The sequence below is a fragment of the Pseudomonas sp. LBUM1652 genome, from assembly GCF_059716105.1.
The window spans coordinates 5,638,129-5,660,803 of record NZ_CP166804.1; the positions used below are offsets into that span (position 1 = coordinate 5,638,129).

The following is a 22,675-nucleotide window of genomic DNA, read 5'->3' on the forward strand; positions in this document are numbered from 1 at the left end:
TCGGAAGCTTGTACGAACAGCGCATTTTCTTGCGGGCACAAAAAACCGGGCACTAGGCCCGGTTCTTCGTTTCAGACTGACGTCTTACTCGGCGGATACAGCTTCGCCGGCAGTAGCACGATCAACCAACTCGACGTACGCCATAGGCGCGTTGTCGCCAGCGCGGAAACCGCACTTGAGGATGCGCAGGTAGCCACCCTCACGGGTAGCGTAACGCTTGCCCAGGTCGTTGAAGAGCTTACCAACGATAGCTTTCGAACGAGTACGGTCGAAAGCCAGACGGCGGTTAGCCAGGCTGTCTGTCTTGGCCAGAGTGATCAGCGGCTCAGCAACGCGACGCAGTTCTTTGGCTTTTGGCAGAGTAGTTTTGATCAGCTCGTGCTCGAACAGCGACACCGCCATGTTTTGGAACATGGCCTTGCGGTGCGAGCTGGTGCGGCTCAGGTGACGACCACTTTTACGATGACGCATGGTTCATTCCTTACCAAACACTACGTTCGGTGATTACGACGATCAGGCAGTCGCCTTGTCGTCCTTCTTAAGACTTGCAGGCGGCCAGTTGTCGAGGCGCATGCCGAGGGACAGACCGCGGGAGGCCAGAACGTCCTTGATTTCAGTCAAGGATTTCTTGCCCAGGTTCGGAGTCTTCAACAGCTCTACTTCGGTACGCTGAATCAGGTCGCCGATGTAGTAGATGTTTTCCGCCTTAAGGCAGTTAGCCGAACGTACAGTCAGTTCCAGATCGTCAACCGGGCGAAGCAGGATCGGATCGATCTCGTCTTCCTGCTCGACAACCACTGGCTCACTGTCACCCTTGAGGTCGACGAACGCAGCCAACTGCTGTTGCAGAATGGTTGCAGCGCGGCGGATAGCCTCTTCAGGATCCAGAGTACCGTTGGTTTCCAGATCAATAACCAGCTTGTCCAGGTTGGTACGCTGCTCGACACGGGCGTTTTCCACCACGTATGCAATACGGCGAACCGGGCTGAACGAAGAGTCAAGCTGCAAGCGACCGATGCTGCGGCTTTCATCTTCATCGCTCTGACGCGAGTCGGCTGGTTCATAACCACGACCACGAGCTACGGTGAGCTTCATGTTCAGGGCGCCGTTAGACGCCAGGTTAGCGATTACGTGATCGGGATTAACGATCTCGACATCATGATCCAGCTGAATATCGGCAGCGGTAACCACCCCCGAACCCTTCTTCGACAAGGTCAGCGTAACTTCGTCACGACCGTGCAGCTTGATGGCCAGACCTTTAAGGTTCAACAGGATTTCAATTACGTCTTCCTGTACACCTTCGATGGCGCTGTACTCGTGGAGCACACCGTCAATCTCGGCCTCGACTACTGCGCAGCCGGGCATTGAGGACAACAGGATGCGTCGCAGCGCGTTGCCCAGGGTGTGGCCAAAACCACGCTCGAGAGGCTCGAGAGTGATCTTGGCGCGGGTTGGACTGACAACCTGCACATCAATATGGCGGGGTGTCAGGAACTCATTTACCGAAATCTGCATGGATGCACCTATTTTCTAGCCCTTACTTGGAGTAGAGCTCGACAATCAGGCTTTCGTTGATGTCGGCGGACAGATCACTGCGAGCAGGAACGTTCTTGAAAACGCCCGACTTCTTCTCAGTGTCTACTTCTACCCATTCTACGCGGCCACGTTGGGCACACAGATCGAGAGCTTGGACAATGCGAAGTTGGTTTTTTGCTTTCTCGCGAACTGCAACCACGTCACCAGCACGAACCTGATACGACGGAACGTTTACGGTCTGACCGTTAACGCTGATCGACTTGTGCGATACCAGCTGGCGGGATTCGGCACGAGTCGAACCAAAGCCCATACGGTATACAACGTTGTCCAGACGGCATTCGAGCAGTTGCAGCAGGTTTTCACCGGTTGCACCTTTCTTGCCAGCAGCTTCTTTGTAGTAGCCGCTGAACTGACGCTCGAGAACGCCGTAGATACGACGGACCTTCTGCTTTTCACGCAGTTGGGTGCCGTAGTCGGACTGGCGACCGCGGCGTTGGCCGTGGATACCAGGTGCTGCTTCAATGTTGCACTTCGATTCGATCGCGCGCACGCCGCTCTTCAGAAAGAGATCGGTGCCTTCGCGACGAGCGAGTTTGCATTTTGGACCAATGTAACGAGCCATTCTTTACAATCTCCTGGATTACACGCGGCGCTTCTTCGGCGGACGGCACCCGTTGTGCGGGATTGGCGTCACGTCGGTGATGCTGGCGATCTTGTAGCCACAGCCGTTCAAAGCGCGGACTGCGGATTCACGACCTGGACCTGGACCTTTGACATTAACGTCGAGGTTTTTCAGGCCATATTCCAGCGCAGCTTGACCAGCACGTTCAGCAGCTACTTGAGCAGCAAACGGGGTGGACTTGCGGGAACCGCGGAAACCCGAACCACCGGAGGTAGCCCAGGAAAGAGCGTTACCTTGACGGTCGGTAATGGTCACGATGGTGTTGTTAAAAGATGCATGGATGTGGGCGATGCCATCAACCACTGTCTTTTTAACTTTTTTACGAGGACGAGCAGCAGGTTTTGCCATGATTAAATTCCTGTCGATTCGCTGGGGCGATTACTTGCGGATCGGCTTACGCGGACCTTTACGGGTACGCGCGTTGGTCTTGGTACGCTGACCGCGCACTGGAAGACCGCGACGATGACGCAGACCGCGATAGCAACCGAGGTCCATCAAGCGCTTGATTTTCATGTTGATTTCGCGACGCAGGTCACCTTCAGTGGTGAACTTCGCCACTTCGCCACGCAGCTGTTCAATTTGCTCGTCGCTCAGATCTTTGATCTTTGCTGCTGGGTTTACCCCAGTCACTGCACAGATCTTCTGCGCAGTAGTGCGACCAACACCATAGATGTAGGTCAGCGAGATAACAGTATGCTTGTTATCTGGAATGTTAACGCCTGCAATACGGGCCATTCAGTGGGACTCCAATTGACAGCTACCTACGCCCCGGAAGCCAAGAAATAGGGCGCGAGATAATATCGCTGTAATAACAAATAATCAACCCGGTAGCGCACTAGCTACCGGGCTTGAAGCACAATCACACTCAGCCTTGGCGCTGTTTGTGACGCGGTTCCGCGCTGCAAATTACTCGAACAACACCTTCGCGGCGAATAATCTTGCAGTTACGGCACAGCTTTTTCACCGATGCACGAACTTTCATCACCAACTCCTCGAACCTTATGGGTACTCAGCGCAACATGCCGCTGCCGTAACCCTTCAGGTTGGCTTTCTTCATCAGGGATTCGTACTGGTGCGAAACGAGGTGCGATTGTACTTGGGACATGAAGTCCATCACAACCACGACCACGATCAGCAACGAGGTCCCGCCAAGGTAGAACGGAACGTTTGCCGCAACCACCAGGAACTGGGGCAACAGACATACGGCCGTCATATATAGAGCACCGAACAGGGTCAAACGGGTCAGAACGCCATCAATGTAGCGCGCCGACTGCTCGCCTGGACGGATGCCCGGAATAAAGGCACCGGACTTCTTCAGGTTTTCCGCTACGTCTTTCGGATTGAACATCAACGCCGTATAGAAGAAGCAGAAGAAAATAATCCCTGCACTAAACAGCAGAATATTCAACGGCTGACCAGGAGCGATCGACTGCGAGATGTCCTGCAACCAGCCCATACCTTCAGACTGACCGAACCAGGTACCCAACGAAGCCGGGAACAGCAAAATGCTGCTCGCGAAAATAGCCGGAATAACACCGGCCATGTTCACCTTCAGCGGCAAGTGGCTAGTCTGCGCAGCAAAGACCTTGCGGCCCTGCTGACGCTTGGCGTAGTGAACAGCAATACGACGCTGACCACGCTCAATGAACACCACAAAACCGATAATCGCTACTGCCAGCAAACCGATCGCAACCAGGGCAAAAATGTTGATATCACCCTGACGCGCAGACTCGAAAGACTGCCCGATCGCTCTCGGAAGACCGGCGACGATACCTGCGAAAATCAACATCGAGATACCGTTGCCAACACCACGCTCAGTAATCTGCTCACCCAGCCACATCATAAACATCGCACCAGCCACAAAAGTGGATACCGCGACGAAATGGAAGCCAAAGTCACCAGTGAACGATACGCCCTGCCCCGCCAGACCAATGGACATGCCAATTGCCTGAACGAGAGCGAGAACGACAGTGCCGTAGCGGGTGTACTGAGCAATCTTGCGACGCCCAGCTTCACCTTCCTTCTTCAACTGTTCCAGCTGCGGGCTGACGGCTGTCATCAGTTGCATGATGATCGATGCCGAAATGTACGGCATGATCCCCAGTGCAAAGATGCTCATCCGTTCCAGCGCGCCGCCGGAGAACATGTTGAACAAGCTAAGAATGGTCCCCTCATTCTGTCGAAACAGTTCTGCGAGTCGGTCCGGGTTGATACCTGGAACCGGGATGTGTGCGCCTATTCGGTAGACGATAATCGCCAGGAACAGAAAACGCAGACGAGCCCAGAGTTCAGACATACCGCCTTTGCCGAGCGCAGAGAGAGCACCTTGCTTAGCCATTTATTCCTCGAACTTGCCGCCAGCTGCTTCGATAGCCGCACGCGCACCTTTGGTGGCGCCGATTCCCTTGCCGATAGTGACAGCGCGAGTCACTTCACCGGACAGCATGATTTTCACACGCTGTACGTTGACGTTGATCACGTTGGCATCTTTCAGGGACTGCACGGTGACGATGTCGCCTTCCACTTTAGCCAGCTCGGACAAACGCACTTCTGCGCGGTCCATGGCTTTCAGGGAAACGAAACCGAACTTCGGCAGGCGACGATGCAGCGGCTGTTGACCGCCTTCAAAGCCTGGAGCAATGGTGCCACCGGAGCGGGAGGTCTGACCTTTGTGGCCACGGCCACCAGTCTTACCCAAACCGCTACCGATACCACGGCCCGGACGATGCTTTTCGCGACGGGAACCCGGCGCTGGACTCAGATCATTGAGTTTCATCGATTAACCCTCGACACGCAGCATGTAGTAAGCCTTGTTGATCATCCCGCGATTCTCGGGAGTATCCTGGACTTCTACAGTGTGACCGATGCGACGCAGACCCAGACCCTTAACGCACAATTTGTGGTTAGGGATGCGGCCGGTCATGCTTTTGATCAGCGTTACTTTAACGGTAGCCATGATCAGAAGATCTCCTTGACAGTCAGACCACGCTTTGCAGCGATGGACTCAGGAGATTGCATGGCTTTCAGACCCTTGAAAGTGGCGTGAACCACGTTTACCGGGTTAGTCGAGCCGTAGCACTTGGCCAGAACGTTCTGAACGCCAGCAACTTCGAGGACAGCACGCATAGCGCCGCCAGCGATGATACCGGTACCTTCAGAAGCAGGCTGCATGTACACCTTCGAAGCGCCGTGAGCAGACTTCATTGCGTACTGCAGAGTTGTGCCATTCAGGTCAACTTGAATCATGTTGCGGCGAGCAGCTTCCATTGCCTTCTGGATCGCAGCAGGCACTTCACGCGACTTGCCACGGCCGAAGCCAACACGCCCTTTACCATCACCAACCACGGTCAACGCGGTGAAAGTGAAGATACGGCCGCCTTTAACGGTTTTGGCTACGCGGTTAACTTGAACCAGCTTCTCAATGTAGCCTTCGTCGCGCTTTTGGTCGTTATTTGACATAACTTAGAACTCCAGCCCAGCTTCACGAGCAGCATCAGCCAGCGCTTTAACGCGGCCGTGGTACTTGAAGCCAGAGCGGTCGAAAGCCACTTGCGAGACGCCAGCGGCCTTAGCACGCGTAGCGACCAGCTGGCCAACCTTTGTGGCCGCGTCGATGTTGCCAGTGGCACCATCACGCAGTTCTTTATCCAAAGTCGAGGCGCTTGCCAGGACTTTGTTGCCGTCGGCCGAGATGACCTGGGCGTAGATGTGCTGCGAAGAGCGGAACACGCAGAGACGCACGACTTCGAGTTCGTGCATTTTCAGGCGTGCTTTGCGAGCGCGACGCAGTCGAGTAACTTTTTTGTCGGTCATTTGCTATGCCCTACTTCTTCTTGGCTTCTTTACGACGGACGACTTCGTCCGCGTAGCGCACACCTTTGCCTTTGTACGGCTCTGGTGGACGGAAGTCGCGGATCTCGGCGGCCACTTGACCTACCAGCTGCTTGTCGATGCCCTTGATCAGGATATCGGTCTGGCTAGGAGTCTCAGCGGTGATGCCTTCCGGCAGTTCGTAATCCACTGGGTGCGAGAAGCCAAGAGCCAGGTTCAAAACCTGACCTTTTGCTTGCGCTTTGTAACCAACACCGACCAGCTGGAGCTTGCGCTCGAAGCCTTGGCTTACGCCTTGGACCATGTTGTTTACCAACGCACGCGTGGTACCGGCCATTGCGCGAGTCTGTTGATCGCCATTGCGAGCAGCAAAACGCAGCTCACCAGCTTCTTCAACGATCTCAACGGACGAATGGATGTTCAGTTCAAGAGTGCCCTTGGCACCCTTCACCGAAAGCTGTTGGCCTGCGAATTTTACTTCGACACCGGCTGGCAGCTTAACGGGGTTCTTAGCGACGCGAGACATGCTTATCCCCCCTTAGAACACAGTGCAAAGAACTTCGCCGCCGACACCGGCAGCGCGCGCAGCACGATCCGTCATCACACCTTTGTTGGTGGAGACGATAGACACGCCAAGACCGCCACGAACTTTCGGCAGATCTTCAACGGACTTGTACTGACGCAGGCCTGGACGACTAACGCGCTTCACTTCTTCGATAACCGGACGGCCTTCGAAGTACTTCAGCGAGATGGACAACGACGGCTTAGCGTCGGTGGTGATCTGAAAATCCGCGATGTAACCTTCGTCCTTCAGGACTTTTGCTACAGCCACCTTCAGCGTGGAAGACGGCATGCTTACGACAGACTTTTCAGCCATCTGGGCATTACGGATTCGAGTTAGCATGTCCGCTAACGGGTCCTGCATACTCATGGGCTAGACGCTCCTAAAACAGAAAAATTAGCCTTGCGGCTACTACTTGTCGCCGAGAACTTCCGGGCATGAACAACACGGGCTCAGGCGAGCCGGTCATTCTAGACACACCCCAGAAATGAATCAAGCCCCAAAAGGGGCTTGATTCACATTCAAGGCCACCGATGGTCAGGTTCTTGCAAACCCGACCATCAAGGCTTTGACAACGATTACCAGCTGGCTTTAACCAGACCTGGAACGTCACCACGCATTGCAGCTTCACGCAGCTTGTTACGGCCAAGGCCGAACTTGCGGTAAACGCCGTGCGGACGACCAGTCAGGCGGCAACGATTACGCATGCGCGAAGCGCTTGCGTCACGTGGTTGCTTCTGCAGAGCTACGGTAGCTTCCCAGCGCGCTTCTGGACTTGCGTTCAGATCAACGATGATAGCTTTCAGCGCTGCACGCTTGGTGGCGTACTTGGCAACGGTGAGCTGACGCTTCAGCTCACGGTTTTTCATGCTCTTCTTGGCCATTTTCCTACTCCAATCAGTTGCGGAACGGGAATTTGAAAGCACGCAGCAGAGCGCGGCCTTCATCATCGTTCTTGGCAGTGGTGGTCAGGGTAATGTCCAGACCGCGGAGAGCATCGATCTTGTCGTAGTCGATTTCCGGGAAAATGATCTGCTCTTTCACGCCCATGCTGTAGTTACCACGACCATCGAAGGACTTGGCATTCAGGCCGCGGAAGTCGCGAACCCGAGGCAGGGAGATCGACAGCAGACGATCCAGGAACTCGTACATACGCTCACGGCGCAGAGTCACCTTGACGCCGATCGGCCATCCTTCGCGGACTTTGAAGCCAGCGATGGATTTACGAGCGTAGGTCACAACGACTTTCTGGCCGGTGATCTTTTCCAGGTCAGCAACAGCGTGCTCGATGACTTTTTTGTCGCCGATCGCTTCGCCCAGACCCATGTTCAGGGTGATCTTTGTAACGCGCGGAACTTCCATCACGTTCGAAAGCTTAAGTTCTTCCTTAAGTTTCGGAGCGATTTCCTTCCGGTAAATCTCTTTTAGTCGTGCCATGGTCTTCTACCTAGCAGTGTTCAAGCATCAACCGCTTTTTGGGTCGACTTGAAGACACGAATTTTTTTACCGTCTTCTACTTTGAAACCAACGCGGTCAGCCTTGTTGGTTTCGCCATTGAAGATGGCTACGTTAGAAGCGTGCAGTGGCGCTTCTTTCTCGACGATACCGCCTTGTACGCCCGACATCGGGTTAGGCTTGGTATGACGCTTGACCAGGTTCAGACCACCAACAACCAGACGGTTGTCAGCAAGAACCTTCAGCACCTTACCGCGCTTACCTTTGTCTTTGCCGGCGATCACGATGATCTCGTCGTCACGACGAATCTTTTGCATGTCGGATCTCCTTACAGCACTTCTGGGGCGAGCGAGACGATCTTCATGAACTTCTCAGTACGAAGTTCACGGGTCACTGGCCCAAAGATACGGGTGCCGATCGGCTCTTGCTTGTTGTTCAGAAGAACAGCAGCGTTGCCATCAAAGCGGATAATGGAGCCATCAGCACGACGTACGCCGTGACGAGTGCGGACTACAACAGCAGTCATCACTTGGCCTTTTTTCACTTTACCGCGAGGAATTGCTTCCTTCACGGTAACTTTGATGATGTCACCGATACCAGCGTAACGACGATGGGAGCCACCCAGCACCTTGATGCACATAACACGGCGAGCGCCGCTGTTATCGGCCACATCGAGCATGGATTGAGTCTGAATCATATAATTTCTCCGACCCCTAGTCCTTAGACTTCCACAGCGCGTTCGAGAACATCAACCAGCGCCCAAGACTTGGTCTTGGCCATCGGACGAGTTTCACGAATAGTGACTTTGTCGCCGATGTGGCACTGATTGGTTTCGTCGTGCGCGTGCAGCTTAGTCGAACGCTTAACGTATTTACCGTAGATCGGGTGCTTAACGCGACGCTCGATCAGAACGGTGATGGTTTTGTCCATCTTGTCGCTGACAACACGGCCAGTCAGCGTACGGACAGTTTTTTCGGCTTCAGCCATGATCACTTACCTGCCTGCTGGTTAAGCACAGTCTTCACGCGAGCGATGTCACGCTTAACTTGCGAGAGCAGATGAGACTGCCCCAACTGGCCAGTTGCTTTCTGCATACGCAGATTGAACTGGTCGCGCAGCAAGCCGAGCAGTTGCTCGTTCAGCTGCTGTGCGGATTTTTCACGAAGTTCATTCGCTTTCATCACATCACCGTCCGTTTAACAAAGGCGGTGGCGAGCGGCAGCTTTGCAGCAGCCAGGGCAAAAGCCTCACGCGCCAGCTCTTCAGTTACACCCTCGATTTCATACAGGACTTTGCCTGGCTGAATCTGGGCAACCCAGTATTCCACGTTACCCTTACCTTTACCCATACGAACTTCGAGGGGCTTTTTGGAGATCGGCTTGTCCGGGAATACACGGATCCAGATCTTGCCGCCACGTTTAACGTGACGGGTCAGAGCACGACGCGCTGACTCGATCTGACGAGCGGTGAGACGACCACGAGCTACAGACTTCAGCGCGAACTCGCCGAAGCTGACTTTGCTACCGCGCTGAGCCAGACCACGGTTGTGGCCTGTCATCTGCTTGCGGAACTTCGTACGCTTAGGTTGCAACATTTGGCGTACCCCTTACTTAGCAGCTTTTTTACGAGGCGCTGGTGCTTGTGGTTTCAGTTCTTCTTGGCGACCACCAATTACTTCGCCTTTGAAGATCCAAACCTTTACACCGATCACACCGTAAGTGGTGTGAGCTTCGTAGTTGGCATAGTCGATGTCGGCACGCAGGGTGTGCAATGGCACACGACCTTCGCGATACCATTCAGTACGTGCGATTTCAGCACCGCCGAGACGACCGCTCACTTGGATTTTGATGCCTTTGGCACCAATGCGCATGGCGTTCTGTACAGCGCGCTTCATAGCGCGACGGAACATTACGCGACGCTCCAGCTGCTGAGCTACGCTCTGCGCAACCAGCATACCGTCGAGCTCCGGCTTGCGGATCTCTTCGATATTGATGTGCACAGGCACACCCATTTGCTTGGTCAGGTCCTGACGCAGTTTCTCAACATCTTCACCTTTCTTCCCGATAACGATACCTGGACGAGCGGTGTGAATGGTGATACGTGCAGTTTGCGCCGGACGATGGATATCGATACGGCTTACGGACGCGCTTTTTAGTTTGTCTTGGAGATACTCGCGCACCTTCAGATCAGCGAACAAATAGTCCGCATAAGTCCGACCGTCTGCGTACCAGACGGAGGTGTGCTCCTTGACGATTCCCAGGCGAATGCCAATGGGATGTACTTTCTGACCCATCTCTTCGACTCCGTTACTTGTCAGCAACCTTGACAGTGATATGGCAAGACCGCTTGACGATGCGATCAGCACGGCCTTTGGCACGTGGCATGATGCGCTTCAGCGAACGCCCTTCGTTGACGAAAACGGTGCTGACCTTCAGGTCATCAACGTCTGCGCCTTCGTTATGCTCGGCGTTGGCTACGGCCGACTCCAGCACTTTCTTCATGATCTCGGCGGCTTTCTTACTGCTGAAAGCCAACAAGTTGAGCGCTTCGCCCACCTTCTTCCCGCGAATCTGGTCGGCGACCAAGCGGGCTTTCTGGGCGGAGATTCGAGCGCCCGACAACTTAGCGGCTACTTCCATTTCCTAACCCCTTAACGCTTGGCTTTCTTGTCTGCCACGTGCCCACGATAAGTGCGGGTACCGGCAAACTCGCCCAGTTTGTGGCCGACCATGTCTTCGTTAACGAGAACTGGGACGTGTTGACGACCGTTGTGTACTGCGATGGTCAGACCGACCATTTGTGGCAGGATCATGGAACGACGCGACCAAGTCTTAATTGGTTTGCGATCGTTCTTTTCCGCCGCCACTTCGATCTTCTTCAGTAGGTGAAGATCAATAAAAGGACCTTTTTTCAGAGAACGTGGCACTGTCGTATCCCTCTATTTACTTGCGACGACGGACGATCATTTTGTCGGTACGCTTATTACCACGAGTCTTCGCGCCCTTAGTCGGGAAGCCCCATGGCGATACCGGATGACGACCACCAGAGGTACGACCTTCACCACCACCATGTGGGTGGTCAACCGGGTTCATGGCAACACCACGAACGGTTGGGCGAACGCCACGCCAGCGTTTGGCACCAGCTTTACCCAGCGAACGCAGGCTGTGCTCGGAGTTCGAGACTTCGCCCAGCGTCGCACGGCATTCAGCCAGGACTTTACGCATTTCACCGGAGCGAAGACGCAGGGTAACGTACACACCTTCACGAGCGATCAGCTGAGCCGAAGCACCAGCGGAACGAGCGATCTGTGCGCCTTTACCTGGCTTCAATTCGATGCCGTGTACGGTGCTACCAACTGGAATGCTGCGCAGTTGCAGCTGGTTACCCGGCTTGATCGGAGCCAAAGCACCCGAAATCAGCTGGTCGCCAGCGCTCACGCCTTTAGGGGCGATGATGTAACGGCGCTCGCCGTCTGCGTACAACATAAGAGCAATGTGAGCAGTACGGTTTGGATCGTATTCGATACGCTCGACAGTGGCTGGAATGCCATCTTTGTCGTTGCGACGGAAGTCGACCATACGATAATGCTGCTTATGACCACCACCGATGTGACGCGTGGTAATACGGCCATTGTTGTTACGACCACCAGTCTTCGATTTTTTCTCGAGCAGCGGTGCGTGAGGAGCGCCTTTATGCAGCTCCTGGTTGACCACCTTGACCACAAAACGGCGGCCAGGGGAAGTCGGTTTGCATTTAACGATTGCCATGATGCACCCCTTCCTTACTCAGCACTGCTGCTGAAATCGAGATCTTGGCCTGGCTGAAGGGAGATAACTGCCTTCTTCCAGTCATTGCGCTTGCCCAGACCGCGAGCCGTGCGCTTGCTCTTACCCAGAACGTTCAGGGTAGTAACACGCTCAACTTTCACGCTGAACAGGCTTTCGACGGCCTTCTTGATTTCCAGCTTGGTTGCGTCAGTTGCAACCTTGAAAACGAACTGGCCTTTCTTGTCAGCCAGAACCGTAGCCTTCTCGGAAACGTGCGGGCCAAGCAGAACTTTAAATACGCGTTCCTGGTTCATCCCAGCAGCTCCTCGAATTTCTTCACGGCCGACACGGTGATCAACACCTTGTCGTATGCGATCAGACTAACTGGATCGGAACCTTGAACGTCACGTACATCGACGTGCGGCAGGTTACGAGCAGCCAGGTACAGGTTCTGATCAACAGCGTCCGACACGATGAGAACATCGGTCAGGCTCATGTTGTTCAGCTTGCCCAGCAGATCTTTGGTTTTTGGAGTTTCAACAGCGAAATCCTGAACCACGATCAGACGATCAGTACGCACCAGCTCAGCAAGGATGGAACGCATTGCTGCGCGATACATCTTCTTGTTCAGCTTCTGGGAGTGATCCTGTGGACGAGCTGCGAAAGTGGTACCGCCGCCACGCCAGATAGGGCTACGGATAGTACCGGCACGAGCACGGCCAGTACCTTTCTGACGCCATGGGCGCTTACCGCCACCACGAACGTCGGAACGGGTCTTTTGCTGCTTGCTACCCTGACGGCCGCCGGCCATATAGGCCACGACTGCTTGGTGAACCAGCGTCTCGTTGAACTCGCCGCCAAATGTCAGTTCGGAAACTTCGATCGCTTGAGCGTCATTTACATTTAATTGCATGTCAGCTTCCCCTTAACCGCGAGCCTTGGCTGCTGGACGTACAACCAGGTTGCCGCCAGTAGCGCCAGGAACAGCACCCTTGACCAACAACAGATTGCGTTCAGCGTCCACGCGCACTACTTCCAGGGACTGCACGGTCACGCGCTCAGCGCCCATATGACCGGACATTTTTTTGCCCTTGAATACACGACCAGGAGTCTGGCACTGGCCGATAGAGCCTGGGACGCGGTGGGATACGGAGTTACCGTGGGTGTTATCTTGCCCGCGGAAATTCCAACGCTTGATCGTACCCTGGAAGCCTTTACCTTTGGACTGACCGGTTACATCAACCAGTTGACCAGCAGCGAAGATTTCAGCGTTGATCAGATCGCCAGCCTGGTAGTCGCCTTCTTCAAGACGGAACTCCATGACAGTGCGACCAGCGGCAACGTTCGCCTTAGCGAAGTGGCCAGCTTGAGCAGCTGTAACACGCGAAGCACGACGCTCGCCTACAGTGACTTGCACTGCACGATAGCCATCGGTCTCTTCAGTTTTGAACTGGGTGACGCGATTCGGTTCGATCTCAATGACCGTGACCGGAATGGAGACACCTTCTTCGGTGAAAATACGGGTCATACCGCATTTACGACCGACTACACCAATAGTCATGTTGTAAACCTCATGAGTGTACGGGGCTTTCACCCGCTATGGCCGCCCATTTCAGAGCGTTACACGACTAAGACCGAGTCTTAGCCGAGGCTGATCTGCACTTCCACACCGGCCGCAAGATCAAGCTTCATAAGAGCATCAACGGTTTTATCCGTTGGCTGGACGATGTCCAGAACGCGCTTATGAGTGCGGATTTCGTACTGGTCACGCGCGTCTTTGTTGACGTGCGGGGAAACCAGAACGGTGAACCGCTCTTTACGGGTAGGCAGTGGAATTGGACCACGCACTTGAGCACCAGTACGTTTCGCGGTTTCCACGATTTCCTGGGTTGATTGGTCGATCAGGCGATGGTCAAAAGCCTTCAACCTGATACGGATTTGCTGATTTTGCATTGGATTTCAGACTCCGGCTGCTATTCCCACCGAGCGCAATACGCCCGTTAAAAGGAGGCGCAATTCTATAGACGCCCCAGATAGGTGTCAACCCAATAAAAAAGCCCCCGCTGAGCGGGGGCTTTTTCAATTCACCAAGCTAACTCTATAAAAGAGATTACTCGATGATTTTGGCTACGACGCCAGCGCCGACGGTACGACCGCCTTCACGGATAGCGAAACGCAGACCATCTTCCATCGCGATGGTTTTGATCAGGGTAACAACCATTTTGATGTTGTCGCCCGGCATTACCATTTCTACGCCTTCCGGCAGTTCGCAGTTACCAGTTACGTCGGTAGTGCGGAAGTAGAACTGTGGACGGTAGCCTTTGAAGAACGGAGTGTGACGACCGCCTTCTTCCTTGCTCAGCACGTACACCTCAGCTTCGAACTTGGTGTGCGGCTTAACCGAACCCGGCTTAACCAGAACCTGACCACGCTCAACGTCGTCACGCTTGGTACCGCGCAGCAGAACGCCGCAGTTCTCGCCAGCACGACCTTCGTCGAGCAACTTACGGAACATTTCAACACCGGTGCAGGTGGTGACGGTAGTGTCACGCAGACCAACGATTTCCAGTGGATCTTGAACCTTAACGATACCGCGCTCGATACGACCGGTTACAACAGTACCGCGACCCGAGATCGAGAACACGTCTTCGATTGGCATCAGGAACGGCTTGTCGATAACACGAACTGGATCCGGAATGTAGCTATCCAGAGTTTCAACCAGTTTACGAACGGACGTAGTGCCCATTTCGTTATCGTCTTTGCCTTCCAGAGCCATACGAGCAGAACCGATGATGATCGGAGTGTCGTCGCCTGGGAAGTCGTAAGTGCTCAGCAGATCGCGCACTTCCATCTCAACCAGCTCCAGCAGCTCAGCGTCGTCTACCAGGTCAGCCTTGTTCAGGTAAACCACGATGTACGGAACGCCAACCTGGCGGGACAGCAGGATGTGCTCACGGGTTTGCGGCATCGGACCATCAGCGGCCGAGCAAACCAGGATTGCGCCGTCCATCTGGGCAGCACCGGTGATCATGTTCTTCACATAGTCAGCGTGACCCGGGCAGTCAACGTGAGCGTAGTGACGGATCAGCGAGTTGTATTCAACGTGCGCGGTGTTGATGGTGATACCACGAGCTTTTTCTTCTGGTGCGCTGTCGATCTTGTCGAAGTCAACGATTGCGGAACCGAAAACTTCGGAGCAAACGCGAGTCAGAGCAGCAGTCAGAGTGGTTTTACCGTGGTCAACGTGACCGATGGTGCCAACGTTGACGTGCGGTAGGGAACGATCAAATTTTTCTTTAGCCACGACAATTAACTCCTAGCCTAAAGGGGCTGAATCAGCCTTGTTTTTTGGTAACAGTCTCGACGATGTGCGCCGGGGCTGTATCGTATTTTTTGAATTCCATAGAGTAGCTTGCGCGACCCTGGGACATGGAACGAACGTCGGTCGCATAACCGAACATCTCACCCAGTGGCACTTCGGCACGAATTACCTTGCCGGACACCGTGTCTTCCATACCCTGGATCATGCCGCGACGACGGTTAAGGTCGCCCATCACATCACCCATATAGTCTTCAGGCGTAACAACCTCTACCGCCATGATCGGCTCGAGCAACTCACCACCACCCTTCTGGGCCAGTTGCTTGGTCGCCATGGAAGCAGCCACTTTAAACGCCATCTCGTTGGAGTCGACGTCGTGGTAAGAACCATCGAACACGGTAGCCTTCAGGCCGATCAGCGGATAGCCGGCAACGACGCCGTTCTTCATCTGCTCTTCGATACCCTTCTGGATAGCCGGGATGTATTCCTTAGGAACCACACCACCTACTACTTCGTTCACGAATTGCAGACCTTCCTGACCTTCGTCAGCAGGAGCAAAACGGATCCAGCAGTGACCGAACTGGCCACGACCGCCGGACTGACGAACGAACTTGCCTTCGATTTCGCAGTTCTTCGTGATGCGCTCACGATAGGAAACCTGAGGCTTGCCGATGTTGGCTTCGACGTTGAACTCACGGCGCATCCGGTCAACCAGGATGTCCAGGTGCAGCTCGCCCATGCCGGAGATGATCGTTTGACCAGTCTCTTCATCAGTTTTAACGCGGAAAGACGGGTCTTCCTGAGCAAGTTTGCCCAGAGCGATACCCATTTTTTCCTGGTCATCCTTGGTCTTAGGCTCTACGGCAACCGAAATAACCGGCTCCGGGAAGTCCATACGAACCAGGATGATTGGCTTGTCAGCGTTGCAGAGGGTTTCACCAGTGGTGACGTCCTTCATGCCGATCAGGGCCGCGATGTCGCCAGCGCGTACTTCCTTGATCTCTTCACGGGCGTTTGCGTGCATTTGCACCATACGACCCACGCGCTCTTTCTTGCCTTTAACCGAGTTGATCACGCCGTCGCCGGAGTTCAACACGCCCGAGTAAACGCGGACGAAGGTCAAAGTACCCACGAATGGGTCGGTAGCGATCTTGAACGCCAGAGCCGAGAACGGCTCCGCATCGTCTGCATGACGCTCCAGCTCGACTTCTTCGTTATCCGGGTCAGTACCCTTGATAGCAGGAATGTCAGTTGGTGCAGGCAGGAAGTCGATAACGGCGTCGAGAACCAGGGGAACACCCTTGTTCTTGAAGGAAGAACCGCAGACAGCCAGAACGATTTCGCCGGCGATAGTACGCTGACGCAAAGCAGCTTTGATCTCTTCGATCGTCAGCTCTTCGCCTTCCAGGTACTTGTTCATCAGCTCTTCGTTGGCTTCAGCAGCAGCTTCAACCATGTTGTTGCGCCACTCTTCAGCCAGCTCTTGCAGCTCGGCAGGAATGTCCTTGCGAACAGGGACCATACCTTTGTCAGAGTCGTTCCAGTAGATAGCTTGCATGTTGATCAGATCAATCTGACCCTGGAAGTTATCTTCAGAACCGATGGCCAACTGAATCGGCACCGGAGTGTGACCCAGACGCTGCTTGATCTGACCGATCACGCGCAGGAAGTTGGCGCCAGCACGGTCCATCTTGTTTACGTAAACAAGACGTGGAACGCCGTACTTGTTGGCTTGACGCCATACGGTTTCCGACTGAGGCTCAACACCCGAAGTACCACAGAACACAACGACAGCGCCGTCGAGTACGCGCAGGGAACGCTCAACTTCAATAGTGAAGTCTACGTGGCCCGGGGTATCGATTACGTTGAAGCGATGCTCGTCTTTGTACTGCTTCTCGGAACCCTTCCAGAAGGCGGTGATGGCAGCAGAAGTAATGGTAATACCACGCTCCTGCTCCTGCACCATCCAGTCTGTGGTCGCGGCGCCATCATGCACCTCGCCCATTTTGTGACTTTTGCCGGTGTAAAAAAGGACGCGCTCGGTGGTGGTGGTTTTACCAGCATCCACGTGAGCGACGATACCGATGTTACGGTAGCGACTAATCGGAGTAGTACGAGCCATAAAGCCCTCGCAAAATTAGTGAAGCTAAAATTAGAAGCGGTAGTGCGAGAAAGCTTTGTTGGCTTCGGCCATACGGTGCACGTCTTCACGCTTCTTAACAGCAGCACCTTTACCTTCAGCAGCATCCAGCAGTTCGCCAGCCAAACGCAGAGCCATAGACTTCTCGCCACGCTTACGTGCGAAGTCTACCAACCAGCGCATTGCCAGAGCGTTACGACGGGAAGGACGAACCTCGACCGGAACCTGGTAAGTAGCACCACCAACGCGGCGCGACTTCACTTCGACCAGCGGAGCGATGGCGTCGAGTGCTTTTTCGAAGAGTTCCAGGGGATCGGTGCCAGCCTTACGGGTCGCAACGGTTTCCAGGGCACCATAAACGATACGCTCGGCAACGGCTTTCTTGCCGCTTTCCATAACGTGGTTCATGAATTTGGCGAGGATCTGGCTTCCGTATTTCGGATCGTCCAGAATCTCACGCTTTGCTGCTACGCGACGTCTTGGCATGATAAGCCCTCAAGCGGTCTTCAGGTTAGCTCGGGACAGATCCAATGGATGCGTGCCCGACCTTACTCTTATCGACTCAATAAAATGAAAATCTGCAAAACGGCCGATTACTTCGGACGTTTGGTACCGTACTTCGAACGACCTTGGTTACGACCTTTAACGCCGGAAGTATCCAGGGAGCCGCGAACGGTGTGGTAACGAACACCTGGCAAGTCTTTTACACGACCGCCGCGGATCAGTACCACGCTGTGCTCTTGCAGGTTGTGGCCTTCACCACCGATGTACGAGGAAACCTCGAAACCGTTGGTCAGACGCACACGGCATACTTTACGCAGTGCCGAGTTAGGTTTTTTCGGCGTAGTGGTGTACACACGGGTGCACACGCCACGACGTTGCGGGCAGTTCTGCAGCGCAGGTACGTCGGATTTCTCGACGATACGCTTACGCGGCTGACGTACCAGCTGGTTGATAGTTGCCATCTACTAGCTCCACTGTTGTCTTGCGACGCTATTGTCTTGCAAGAAAAGCAAAATGGCAGGAACGAATTCCCGCCAAATTTAGGGGATCAAGAGTCTAAAGAGGATCTTGCCCCCAGTCAAGGCAAGGCCCCGACCTCCCCGCCCCTCGAACCTCGACAAATTGTCTCGATTCGATGAACGGAGCGATCAGGGCCTTACGCTCATTTATCGCAGAACTCAGTTACCGCTCGAGTTCAGCGCTTCGGTCAGTGCAGCTTCCACTTCACTGGCGCTTACGCGCAACGGTTTGTCAGCTTCACGACGACGCTTGCGCTCGCTGTGATAAGCCAGACCGGTACCGGCCGGGATCAGACGACCCACAACCACGTTTTCTTTCAGGCCGCGCAGGTAATCGCGCTTGCCGGTTACGGCCGCTTCGGTCAGTACGCGAGTGGTTTCCTGGAAGGAAGCCGCCGAGATGAACGATTCGGTCGACAACGACGCCTTGGTAATACCCAGCAGTACGCGAGTGTACTTGGACACGAACTTGTCTTCGCCGCCCAGACGCTCGTTCTCTACCAGTACGTGAGTGAGTTCCATCTGGTCGCCCTTGATGAAACTGGAATCGCCGGATTCAGCGATCTCAACTTTACGCAGCATCTGACGCAGGATGGTCTCGATGTGCTTGTCGTTGATCTTCACGCCTTGCAGACGGTAAACGTCCTGGATCTCGTTAACGATGTACTTGGCCAGCGCGCTCACACCCAGCAGACGCAGGATGTCGTGCGGATCGCTTGGGCCGTCGGAGATAACTTCGCCGCGGTTTACCTGTTCGCCTTCGAACACGTTCAGGTGACGCCACTTCGGAATCAGCTCTTCGTACGGATCGCTACCGTCGTTCGGGGTAATAACCAGACGGCGCTTGCCTTTGGTCTCCTTACCGAACGCGATGGTGCCGCTGACCTCAGCCAGAATCGACGCTTCTTTCGGACGACGAGCTTCGAACAAGTCGGCAACACGCGGCAGACCACCGGTGATGTCACGGGTTTTCGAAGTTTCTTGCGGGATACGAGCGATAACATCACCGATCGCAATCTTCGCACCGTCCGCAACACCGACCAGGGCGTTGGCTGGCAGGAAGTACTGAGCGATAACGTCAGTGCCTGGCAGCAACAGATCCTTGCCGTTGTCGTCGACCATCTTCACTGCAGGACGGATTTCCTTACCGGCAGCTGGACGATCTTTCGCGTCGAGTACTTCAATGTTGGTCATACCGGTCAATTCGTCAGTCTGACGCTTGATCGTGATGCCTTCTTCCATGCCCACGTAGGTCACGGTACCTTTCATTTCGGTAACGATTGGGTGAGTGTGCGGATCCCACTTGGCCACGATTGCGCCAGCGTCGACCTTGTCACCTTCTTTAACCGAAATCACGGCACCGTATGGCAGCTTGTAACGCTCACGCTCACGACCGAAGTCATCAGCGATTGCCAGCTCACCGGAACGGGACACAGCTACCAAGTGACCATCCACTCGCTCAACGTGCTTCAGGTTGTGCAGACGGACGGTACCGCCATTCTTCACCTGAACGCTGTCGGCTGCGGAAGTACGGCTTGCCGCACCACCGATGTGGAACGTACGCATCGTCAGCTGGGTACCCGGCTCACCGATGGACTGGGCAGCGATAACGCCGACCGCTTCACCGATGTTCACCTGGTGACCACGAGCCAGATCACGGCCGTAGCACTTGGCGCAGATGCCATAGCGGGTTTCACAGCTGATCGGCGAACGCACGATCACTTCGTCGATGCTGTTCAGCTCGATGAATTCAACCCACTTCTCGTCTACCAGAGTGCCGGCAGGAACGATAACGTCCTCGGTACCTGGCTTGAATACGTCACGGGCGATAACACGACCCAATACGCGCTCACCCAACGGCTCTACAACGTCACCGCCTTCAATGTGCGGAGTCATCAGCAGACCGTGTTCGGTGCCGCAATCGATCTCGGTTACAACCAGATCCTGCGCCACGTCTACCAGACGACGAGTCAGGTAACCGGAGTTCGCAGTTTTCAACGCGGTATCCGCCAGACCTTTACGAGCACCGTGAGTCGAGATGAAGTACTGAAGTACGCTCAAACCTTCACGGAAGTTCGCAGTAATCGGCGTTTCAATGATGGAACCGTCCGGCTTGGCCATCAGACCACGCATACCGGCCAGCTGACGAATCTGTGCTGCGGAACCCCGCGCACCCGAGTCGGCCATCATGTACATCGAGTTGAAAGACTCTTGATCGACTTCAACGCCATGACGGTCGATGACTTTCTCTTTCGAGAGGTTGGCCATCATCGCCTTGGAAACTTCGTCGTTCGCTTTCGACCAAAGGTCGATCACTTTGTTGTACTTCTCGCCCTGGGTTACCAGGCCGGAGGCGTACTGGCTCTCGATCTCTTTCACTTCGTCGGTGGCAGCACCGATGATGCGAGCTTTTTCATCCGGGATAACGAAGTCGTTAACACCGATGGAAACGCCGGAAATGGTCGAGTAAGCGAAACCGGTGTACATCAACTGGTCAGCGAAGATCACGGTCTCTTTCAGACCAACCACGCGGTAGCACTGGTTGATCAGTTTCGAGATCGCCTTTTTCTTCATCGGCAAGTTGACGACGTCGTACGACAGACCTTTTGGCACAACCTGGAACAGCAGCGCACGGCCGACTGTAGTGTCGACGATACGGGTACCGCTCACGCTGTTGCCGTCACGGTCGTTGACGGTTTCGTTGATACGAACTTTAACCTTGGCGTGCAGTGCGGCTTCGCCGGCACGGAACACACGGTCAACTTCCTGCAGATCCGCGAATACACGACCTTCGCCCTTGGCGTTGATCGCTTCACGAGTCATGTAGTACAGACCCAATACAACGTCCTGCGACGGAACGATGATTGGCTCACCGTTAGCTGGCGACAGAATGTTGTTGGTCGACATCATCAACGCACGCGCTTCGAGCTGGGCTTCCAGCGTCAGCGGTACGTGCACGGCCATTTGGTCGCCGTCGAAGTCGGCGTTGTACGCGGCGCAGACCAGCGGGTGCAGCTGGATAGCCTTACCTTCGATCAGTACCGGTTCAAACGCCTGGATACCCAGACGGTGAAGGGTCGGTGCACGGTTGAGAAGAACCGGGTGTTCGCGAATCACTTCAGCGAGAACGTCCCAAACCTCTGGCAGTTCGCGCTCGACCATTTTCTTGGCCGCTTTGATGGTGGTCGCGAGACCGCGCATTTCCAGCTTGCCGAAAATGAACGGTTTGAACAGCTCGAGAGCCATCTTCTTCGGCAGACCGCACTGGTGCAGACGCAGGGTCGGACCTACGGTAATTACCGAACGACCGGAGTAGTCAACACGCTTACCAAGCAAGTTCTGACGGAAACGACCTTGCTTACCCTTGATCATGTCAGCCAGGGATTTCAGAGGACGCTTGTTCGAACCGGTGATAGCGCGGCCACGACGACCGTTGTCGAGCAGTGCATCGACAGCTTCCTGCAACATACGCTTTTCGTTGCGCACGATGATGTCCGGAGCGGACAGATCCAGCAGGCGCTTCAAACGGTTGTTACGGTTGATCACTCGACGATACAGATCGTTGAGGTCGGAAGTCGCGAAACGACCGCCATCCAGCGGGACCAGTGGACGCAGATCTGGCGGCAGAACCGGCAGAACGGTCAGCACCATCCACTCTGGCAGGTTGCCGGAACCCTGAAAGGCTTCCATCAACTTCAGACGCTTGGACAGCTTCTTGATTTTGGTTTCGGAGTTGGTTTGCGGAATCTCTTCGCGCAGACGGCCAATCTCGTGCTCCAGGTCGATAGCGTGCAGCAGTTCGCGGACAGCCTCAGCACCCATGCGGGCGTCGAAGTCGTCACCGAACTCTTCCAGCGCTTCGAAGTACTGCTCGTCGTTCAGCAGCTGACCTTTTTCAAGTGTGGTCATGCCTGGATCGATAACGACATAGCTCTCGAAGTAGAGAACGCGTTCGATATCACGCAGGGTCATGTCCATCAGCAAGCCGATACGGGACGGCAGCGATTTCAGGAACCAGATGTGGGCAACCGGCGAAGCCAGTTCGATGTGCGCCATGCGCTCACGACGAACCTTGGCCAGTGCAACTTCAACGCCGCACTTCTCGCAGATCACACCACGGTGCTTCAAGCGCTTGTACTTACCGCACAGGCACTCGTAATCCTTTACCGGGCCAAAGATCTTGGCGCAGAACAGGCCATCACGCTCAGGTTTGAACGTACGGTAGTTGATGGTTTCCGGCTTTTTAACTTCACCGAACGACCACGAACGGATCATCTCAGGCGAGGCCAATCCAATACGGATGGCGTCGAACTCTTCGACTTGACCCTGGTTTTTCAGCAAATTCAGTAGGTCTTTCAAGG

General features: G+C 54.7%; 33 protein-coding genes. All 33 read right to left on the reverse strand.

Annotated elements, in window-relative coordinates; all coding sequences use genetic code 11:
* Window positions 1-84: 84 nt before the first annotated feature.
* The 33 genes from rplQ to rpoC all read right to left on the reverse strand — a co-directional run bounded on the left by rplQ (window position 85) and on the right by rpoC (window position 22,673).
* Entirely contained in the window at window positions 85-471 is a 387-nt protein-coding gene (gene rplQ / locus ACA069_RS25445) for a 50S ribosomal protein L17 (protein ID WP_003176402.1), read from the reverse strand.
* 42 nt (window positions 472-513) lie between these two features.
* The gene (locus tag ACA069_RS25450) at window positions 514-1,515 is read right to left on the reverse strand and encodes a DNA-directed RNA polymerase subunit alpha (protein ID WP_003186012.1); all 1,002 of its coding nucleotides are present in this window, start codon (window positions 1,513-1,515) and stop codon (window positions 514-516) included.
* 22 nt (window positions 1,516-1,537) lie between these two features.
* Entirely contained in the window at window positions 1,538-2,158 is a 621-nt protein-coding gene (gene rpsD / locus ACA069_RS25455) for a 30S ribosomal protein S4 (protein ID WP_003176404.1), read from the reverse strand.
* An 18-nt stretch (window positions 2,159-2,176) separates the two neighbouring features.
* Complete coding sequence (gene rpsK / locus ACA069_RS25460; RefSeq protein WP_002555466.1) at window positions 2,177-2,566, reverse strand: 30S ribosomal protein S11; 390 nt, start codon at window positions 2,564-2,566, stop codon at window positions 2,177-2,179.
* Window positions 2,567-2,596: 30 nt separating this feature from the next.
* Window positions 2,597-2,953, reverse strand: a complete 357-nt coding sequence (gene rpsM, locus ACA069_RS25465; protein WP_003186020.1) for a 30S ribosomal protein S13 — start codon at window positions 2,951-2,953, stop codon at window positions 2,597-2,599.
* 130 nt (window positions 2,954-3,083) lie between these two features.
* Entirely contained in the window at window positions 3,084-3,200 is a 117-nt protein-coding gene (rpmJ, locus tag ACA069_RS25470) for a 50S ribosomal protein L36 (protein ID WP_002555468.1), read from the reverse strand.
* A gap of 27 nt (window positions 3,201-3,227) precedes the next feature.
* Entirely contained in the window at window positions 3,228-4,556 is a 1,329-nt protein-coding gene (gene secY, locus ACA069_RS25475; protein ID WP_150595170.1) for a preprotein translocase subunit SecY, read from the reverse strand.
* Complete coding sequence (rplO, locus tag ACA069_RS25480; RefSeq protein ID WP_003228720.1) at window positions 4,557-4,994, reverse strand: 50S ribosomal protein L15; 438 nt, start codon at window positions 4,992-4,994, stop codon at window positions 4,557-4,559.
* Between the two features lie 3 nt (window positions 4,995-4,997).
* On the reverse strand, window positions 4,998-5,174 hold the full coding sequence (rpmD, locus tag ACA069_RS25485; protein ID WP_003176408.1) for a 50S ribosomal protein L30: 177 nt from the start codon (window positions 5,172-5,174) through the stop codon (window positions 4,998-5,000).
* 2 nt (window positions 5,175-5,176) lie between these two features.
* The gene (rpsE, locus tag ACA069_RS25490) at window positions 5,177-5,677 is read right to left on the reverse strand and encodes a 30S ribosomal protein S5 (protein WP_003176409.1); all 501 of its coding nucleotides are present in this window, start codon (window positions 5,675-5,677) and stop codon (window positions 5,177-5,179) included.
* 3 nt (window positions 5,678-5,680) lie between these two features.
* Complete coding sequence (gene rplR, locus ACA069_RS25495; RefSeq protein ID WP_003186037.1) at window positions 5,681-6,031, reverse strand: 50S ribosomal protein L18; 351 nt, start codon at window positions 6,029-6,031, stop codon at window positions 5,681-5,683.
* Between the two features lie 10 nt (window positions 6,032-6,041).
* A complete protein-coding gene (rplF, locus tag ACA069_RS25500; protein WP_003228722.1) occupies window positions 6,042-6,575 on the reverse strand; it encodes a 50S ribosomal protein L6 in 534 nt (177 codons plus the stop codon).
* 12 nt (window positions 6,576-6,587) lie between these two features.
* Window positions 6,588-6,980 (reverse strand): 30S ribosomal protein S8, encoded by a 393-nt coding sequence (gene rpsH / locus ACA069_RS25505; protein ID WP_007966178.1) that lies wholly within the window; start codon window positions 6,978-6,980, stop codon window positions 6,588-6,590.
* A gap of 209 nt (window positions 6,981-7,189) precedes the next feature.
* Complete coding sequence (rpsN, locus tag ACA069_RS25510; protein ID WP_003228726.1) at window positions 7,190-7,495, reverse strand: 30S ribosomal protein S14; 306 nt, start codon at window positions 7,493-7,495, stop codon at window positions 7,190-7,192.
* Between the two features lie 13 nt (window positions 7,496-7,508).
* A complete protein-coding gene (gene rplE, locus ACA069_RS25515; RefSeq protein WP_003210069.1) occupies window positions 7,509-8,048 on the reverse strand; it encodes a 50S ribosomal protein L5 in 540 nt (179 codons plus the stop codon).
* A gap of 20 nt (window positions 8,049-8,068) precedes the next feature.
* The gene (rplX, locus tag ACA069_RS25520) at window positions 8,069-8,383 is read right to left on the reverse strand and encodes a 50S ribosomal protein L24 (RefSeq protein ID WP_003186046.1); all 315 of its coding nucleotides are present in this window, start codon (window positions 8,381-8,383) and stop codon (window positions 8,069-8,071) included.
* 11 nt (window positions 8,384-8,394) lie between these two features.
* Window positions 8,395-8,763, reverse strand: a complete 369-nt coding sequence (gene rplN / locus ACA069_RS25525; protein WP_002555479.1) for a 50S ribosomal protein L14 — start codon at window positions 8,761-8,763, stop codon at window positions 8,395-8,397.
* 23 nt (window positions 8,764-8,786) lie between these two features.
* Window positions 8,787-9,053 carry a 30S ribosomal protein S17 gene (gene rpsQ, locus ACA069_RS25530; protein WP_003194644.1) on the reverse strand — a complete coding sequence of 89 codons (267 nt, stop codon included), beginning with the start codon at window positions 9,051-9,053 and terminating at the stop codon, window positions 8,787-8,789.
* 2 nt (window positions 9,054-9,055) lie between these two features.
* Complete coding sequence (rpmC, locus tag ACA069_RS25535; RefSeq protein ID WP_002555481.1) at window positions 9,056-9,247, reverse strand: 50S ribosomal protein L29; 192 nt, start codon at window positions 9,245-9,247, stop codon at window positions 9,056-9,058.
* Window positions 9,247-9,660, reverse strand: coding sequence for a 50S ribosomal protein L16 (rplP, locus tag ACA069_RS25540; RefSeq protein ID WP_003232424.1), 414 nt, complete (start codon window positions 9,658-9,660; stop codon window positions 9,247-9,249). Before rplP ends, rpmC begins: the two co-directional genes overlap by 1 nt.
* Window positions 9,661-9,672: 12 nt before the next feature.
* Window positions 9,673-10,359 carry a 30S ribosomal protein S3 gene (gene rpsC, locus ACA069_RS25545; protein WP_003176422.1) on the reverse strand — a complete coding sequence of 229 codons (687 nt, stop codon included), beginning with the start codon at window positions 10,357-10,359 and terminating at the stop codon, window positions 9,673-9,675.
* Between the two features lie 13 nt (window positions 10,360-10,372).
* The gene (gene rplV / locus ACA069_RS25550) at window positions 10,373-10,705 is read right to left on the reverse strand and encodes a 50S ribosomal protein L22 (RefSeq protein WP_003103908.1); all 333 of its coding nucleotides are present in this window, start codon (window positions 10,703-10,705) and stop codon (window positions 10,373-10,375) included.
* A gap of 11 nt (window positions 10,706-10,716) precedes the next feature.
* Window positions 10,717-10,992: a 30S ribosomal protein S19 gene (gene rpsS, locus ACA069_RS25555; protein ID WP_003228731.1), complete on the reverse strand. Its 276-nt coding sequence runs from the start codon at window positions 10,990-10,992 to the stop codon at window positions 10,717-10,719.
* 16 nt (window positions 10,993-11,008) lie between these two features.
* Window positions 11,009-11,833 carry a 50S ribosomal protein L2 gene (gene rplB, locus ACA069_RS25560; RefSeq protein WP_042561342.1) on the reverse strand — a complete coding sequence of 275 codons (825 nt, stop codon included), beginning with the start codon at window positions 11,831-11,833 and terminating at the stop codon, window positions 11,009-11,011.
* Window positions 11,834-11,847: 14 nt separating this feature from the next.
* Window positions 11,848-12,147, reverse strand: coding sequence for a 50S ribosomal protein L23 (rplW, locus tag ACA069_RS25565; RefSeq protein WP_002555488.1), 300 nt, complete (start codon window positions 12,145-12,147; stop codon window positions 11,848-11,850).
* On the reverse strand, window positions 12,144-12,746 hold the full coding sequence (gene rplD / locus ACA069_RS25570) for a 50S ribosomal protein L4 (RefSeq protein ID WP_150602056.1): 603 nt from the start codon (window positions 12,744-12,746) through the stop codon (window positions 12,144-12,146). Before rplD ends, rplW begins: the two co-directional genes overlap by 4 nt.
* Before the next feature lie 12 nt (window positions 12,747-12,758).
* Window positions 12,759-13,394 (reverse strand): 50S ribosomal protein L3, encoded by a 636-nt coding sequence (gene rplC / locus ACA069_RS25575; RefSeq protein WP_007253310.1) that lies wholly within the window; start codon window positions 13,392-13,394, stop codon window positions 12,759-12,761.
* Window positions 13,395-13,474: 80 nt separating this feature from the next.
* The gene (gene rpsJ / locus ACA069_RS25580) at window positions 13,475-13,786 is read right to left on the reverse strand and encodes a 30S ribosomal protein S10 (RefSeq protein WP_003186070.1); all 312 of its coding nucleotides are present in this window, start codon (window positions 13,784-13,786) and stop codon (window positions 13,475-13,477) included.
* 157 nt (window positions 13,787-13,943) lie between these two features.
* Window positions 13,944-15,137, reverse strand: a complete 1,194-nt coding sequence (gene tuf / locus ACA069_RS25585; RefSeq protein WP_003176426.1) for an elongation factor Tu — start codon at window positions 15,135-15,137, stop codon at window positions 13,944-13,946.
* Between the two features lie 31 nt (window positions 15,138-15,168).
* Window positions 15,169-17,274, reverse strand: a complete 2,106-nt coding sequence (gene fusA / locus ACA069_RS25590; protein WP_187679960.1) for an elongation factor G — start codon at window positions 17,272-17,274, stop codon at window positions 15,169-15,171.
* Window positions 17,275-17,304: 30 nt separating this feature from the next.
* On the reverse strand, window positions 17,305-17,778 hold the full coding sequence (rpsG, locus tag ACA069_RS25595; RefSeq protein WP_007916467.1) for a 30S ribosomal protein S7: 474 nt from the start codon (window positions 17,776-17,778) through the stop codon (window positions 17,305-17,307).
* Between the two features lie 107 nt (window positions 17,779-17,885).
* Window positions 17,886-18,257, reverse strand: a complete 372-nt coding sequence (gene rpsL / locus ACA069_RS25600) for a 30S ribosomal protein S12 (RefSeq protein ID WP_003186084.1) — start codon at window positions 18,255-18,257, stop codon at window positions 17,886-17,888.
* A gap of 216 nt (window positions 18,258-18,473) precedes the next feature.
* On the reverse strand, window positions 18,474-22,673 hold the full coding sequence (gene rpoC / locus ACA069_RS25605; RefSeq protein WP_016984189.1) for a DNA-directed RNA polymerase subunit beta': 4,200 nt from the start codon (window positions 22,671-22,673) through the stop codon (window positions 18,474-18,476).
* Window positions 22,674-22,675: the final 2 nt, after the last annotated feature.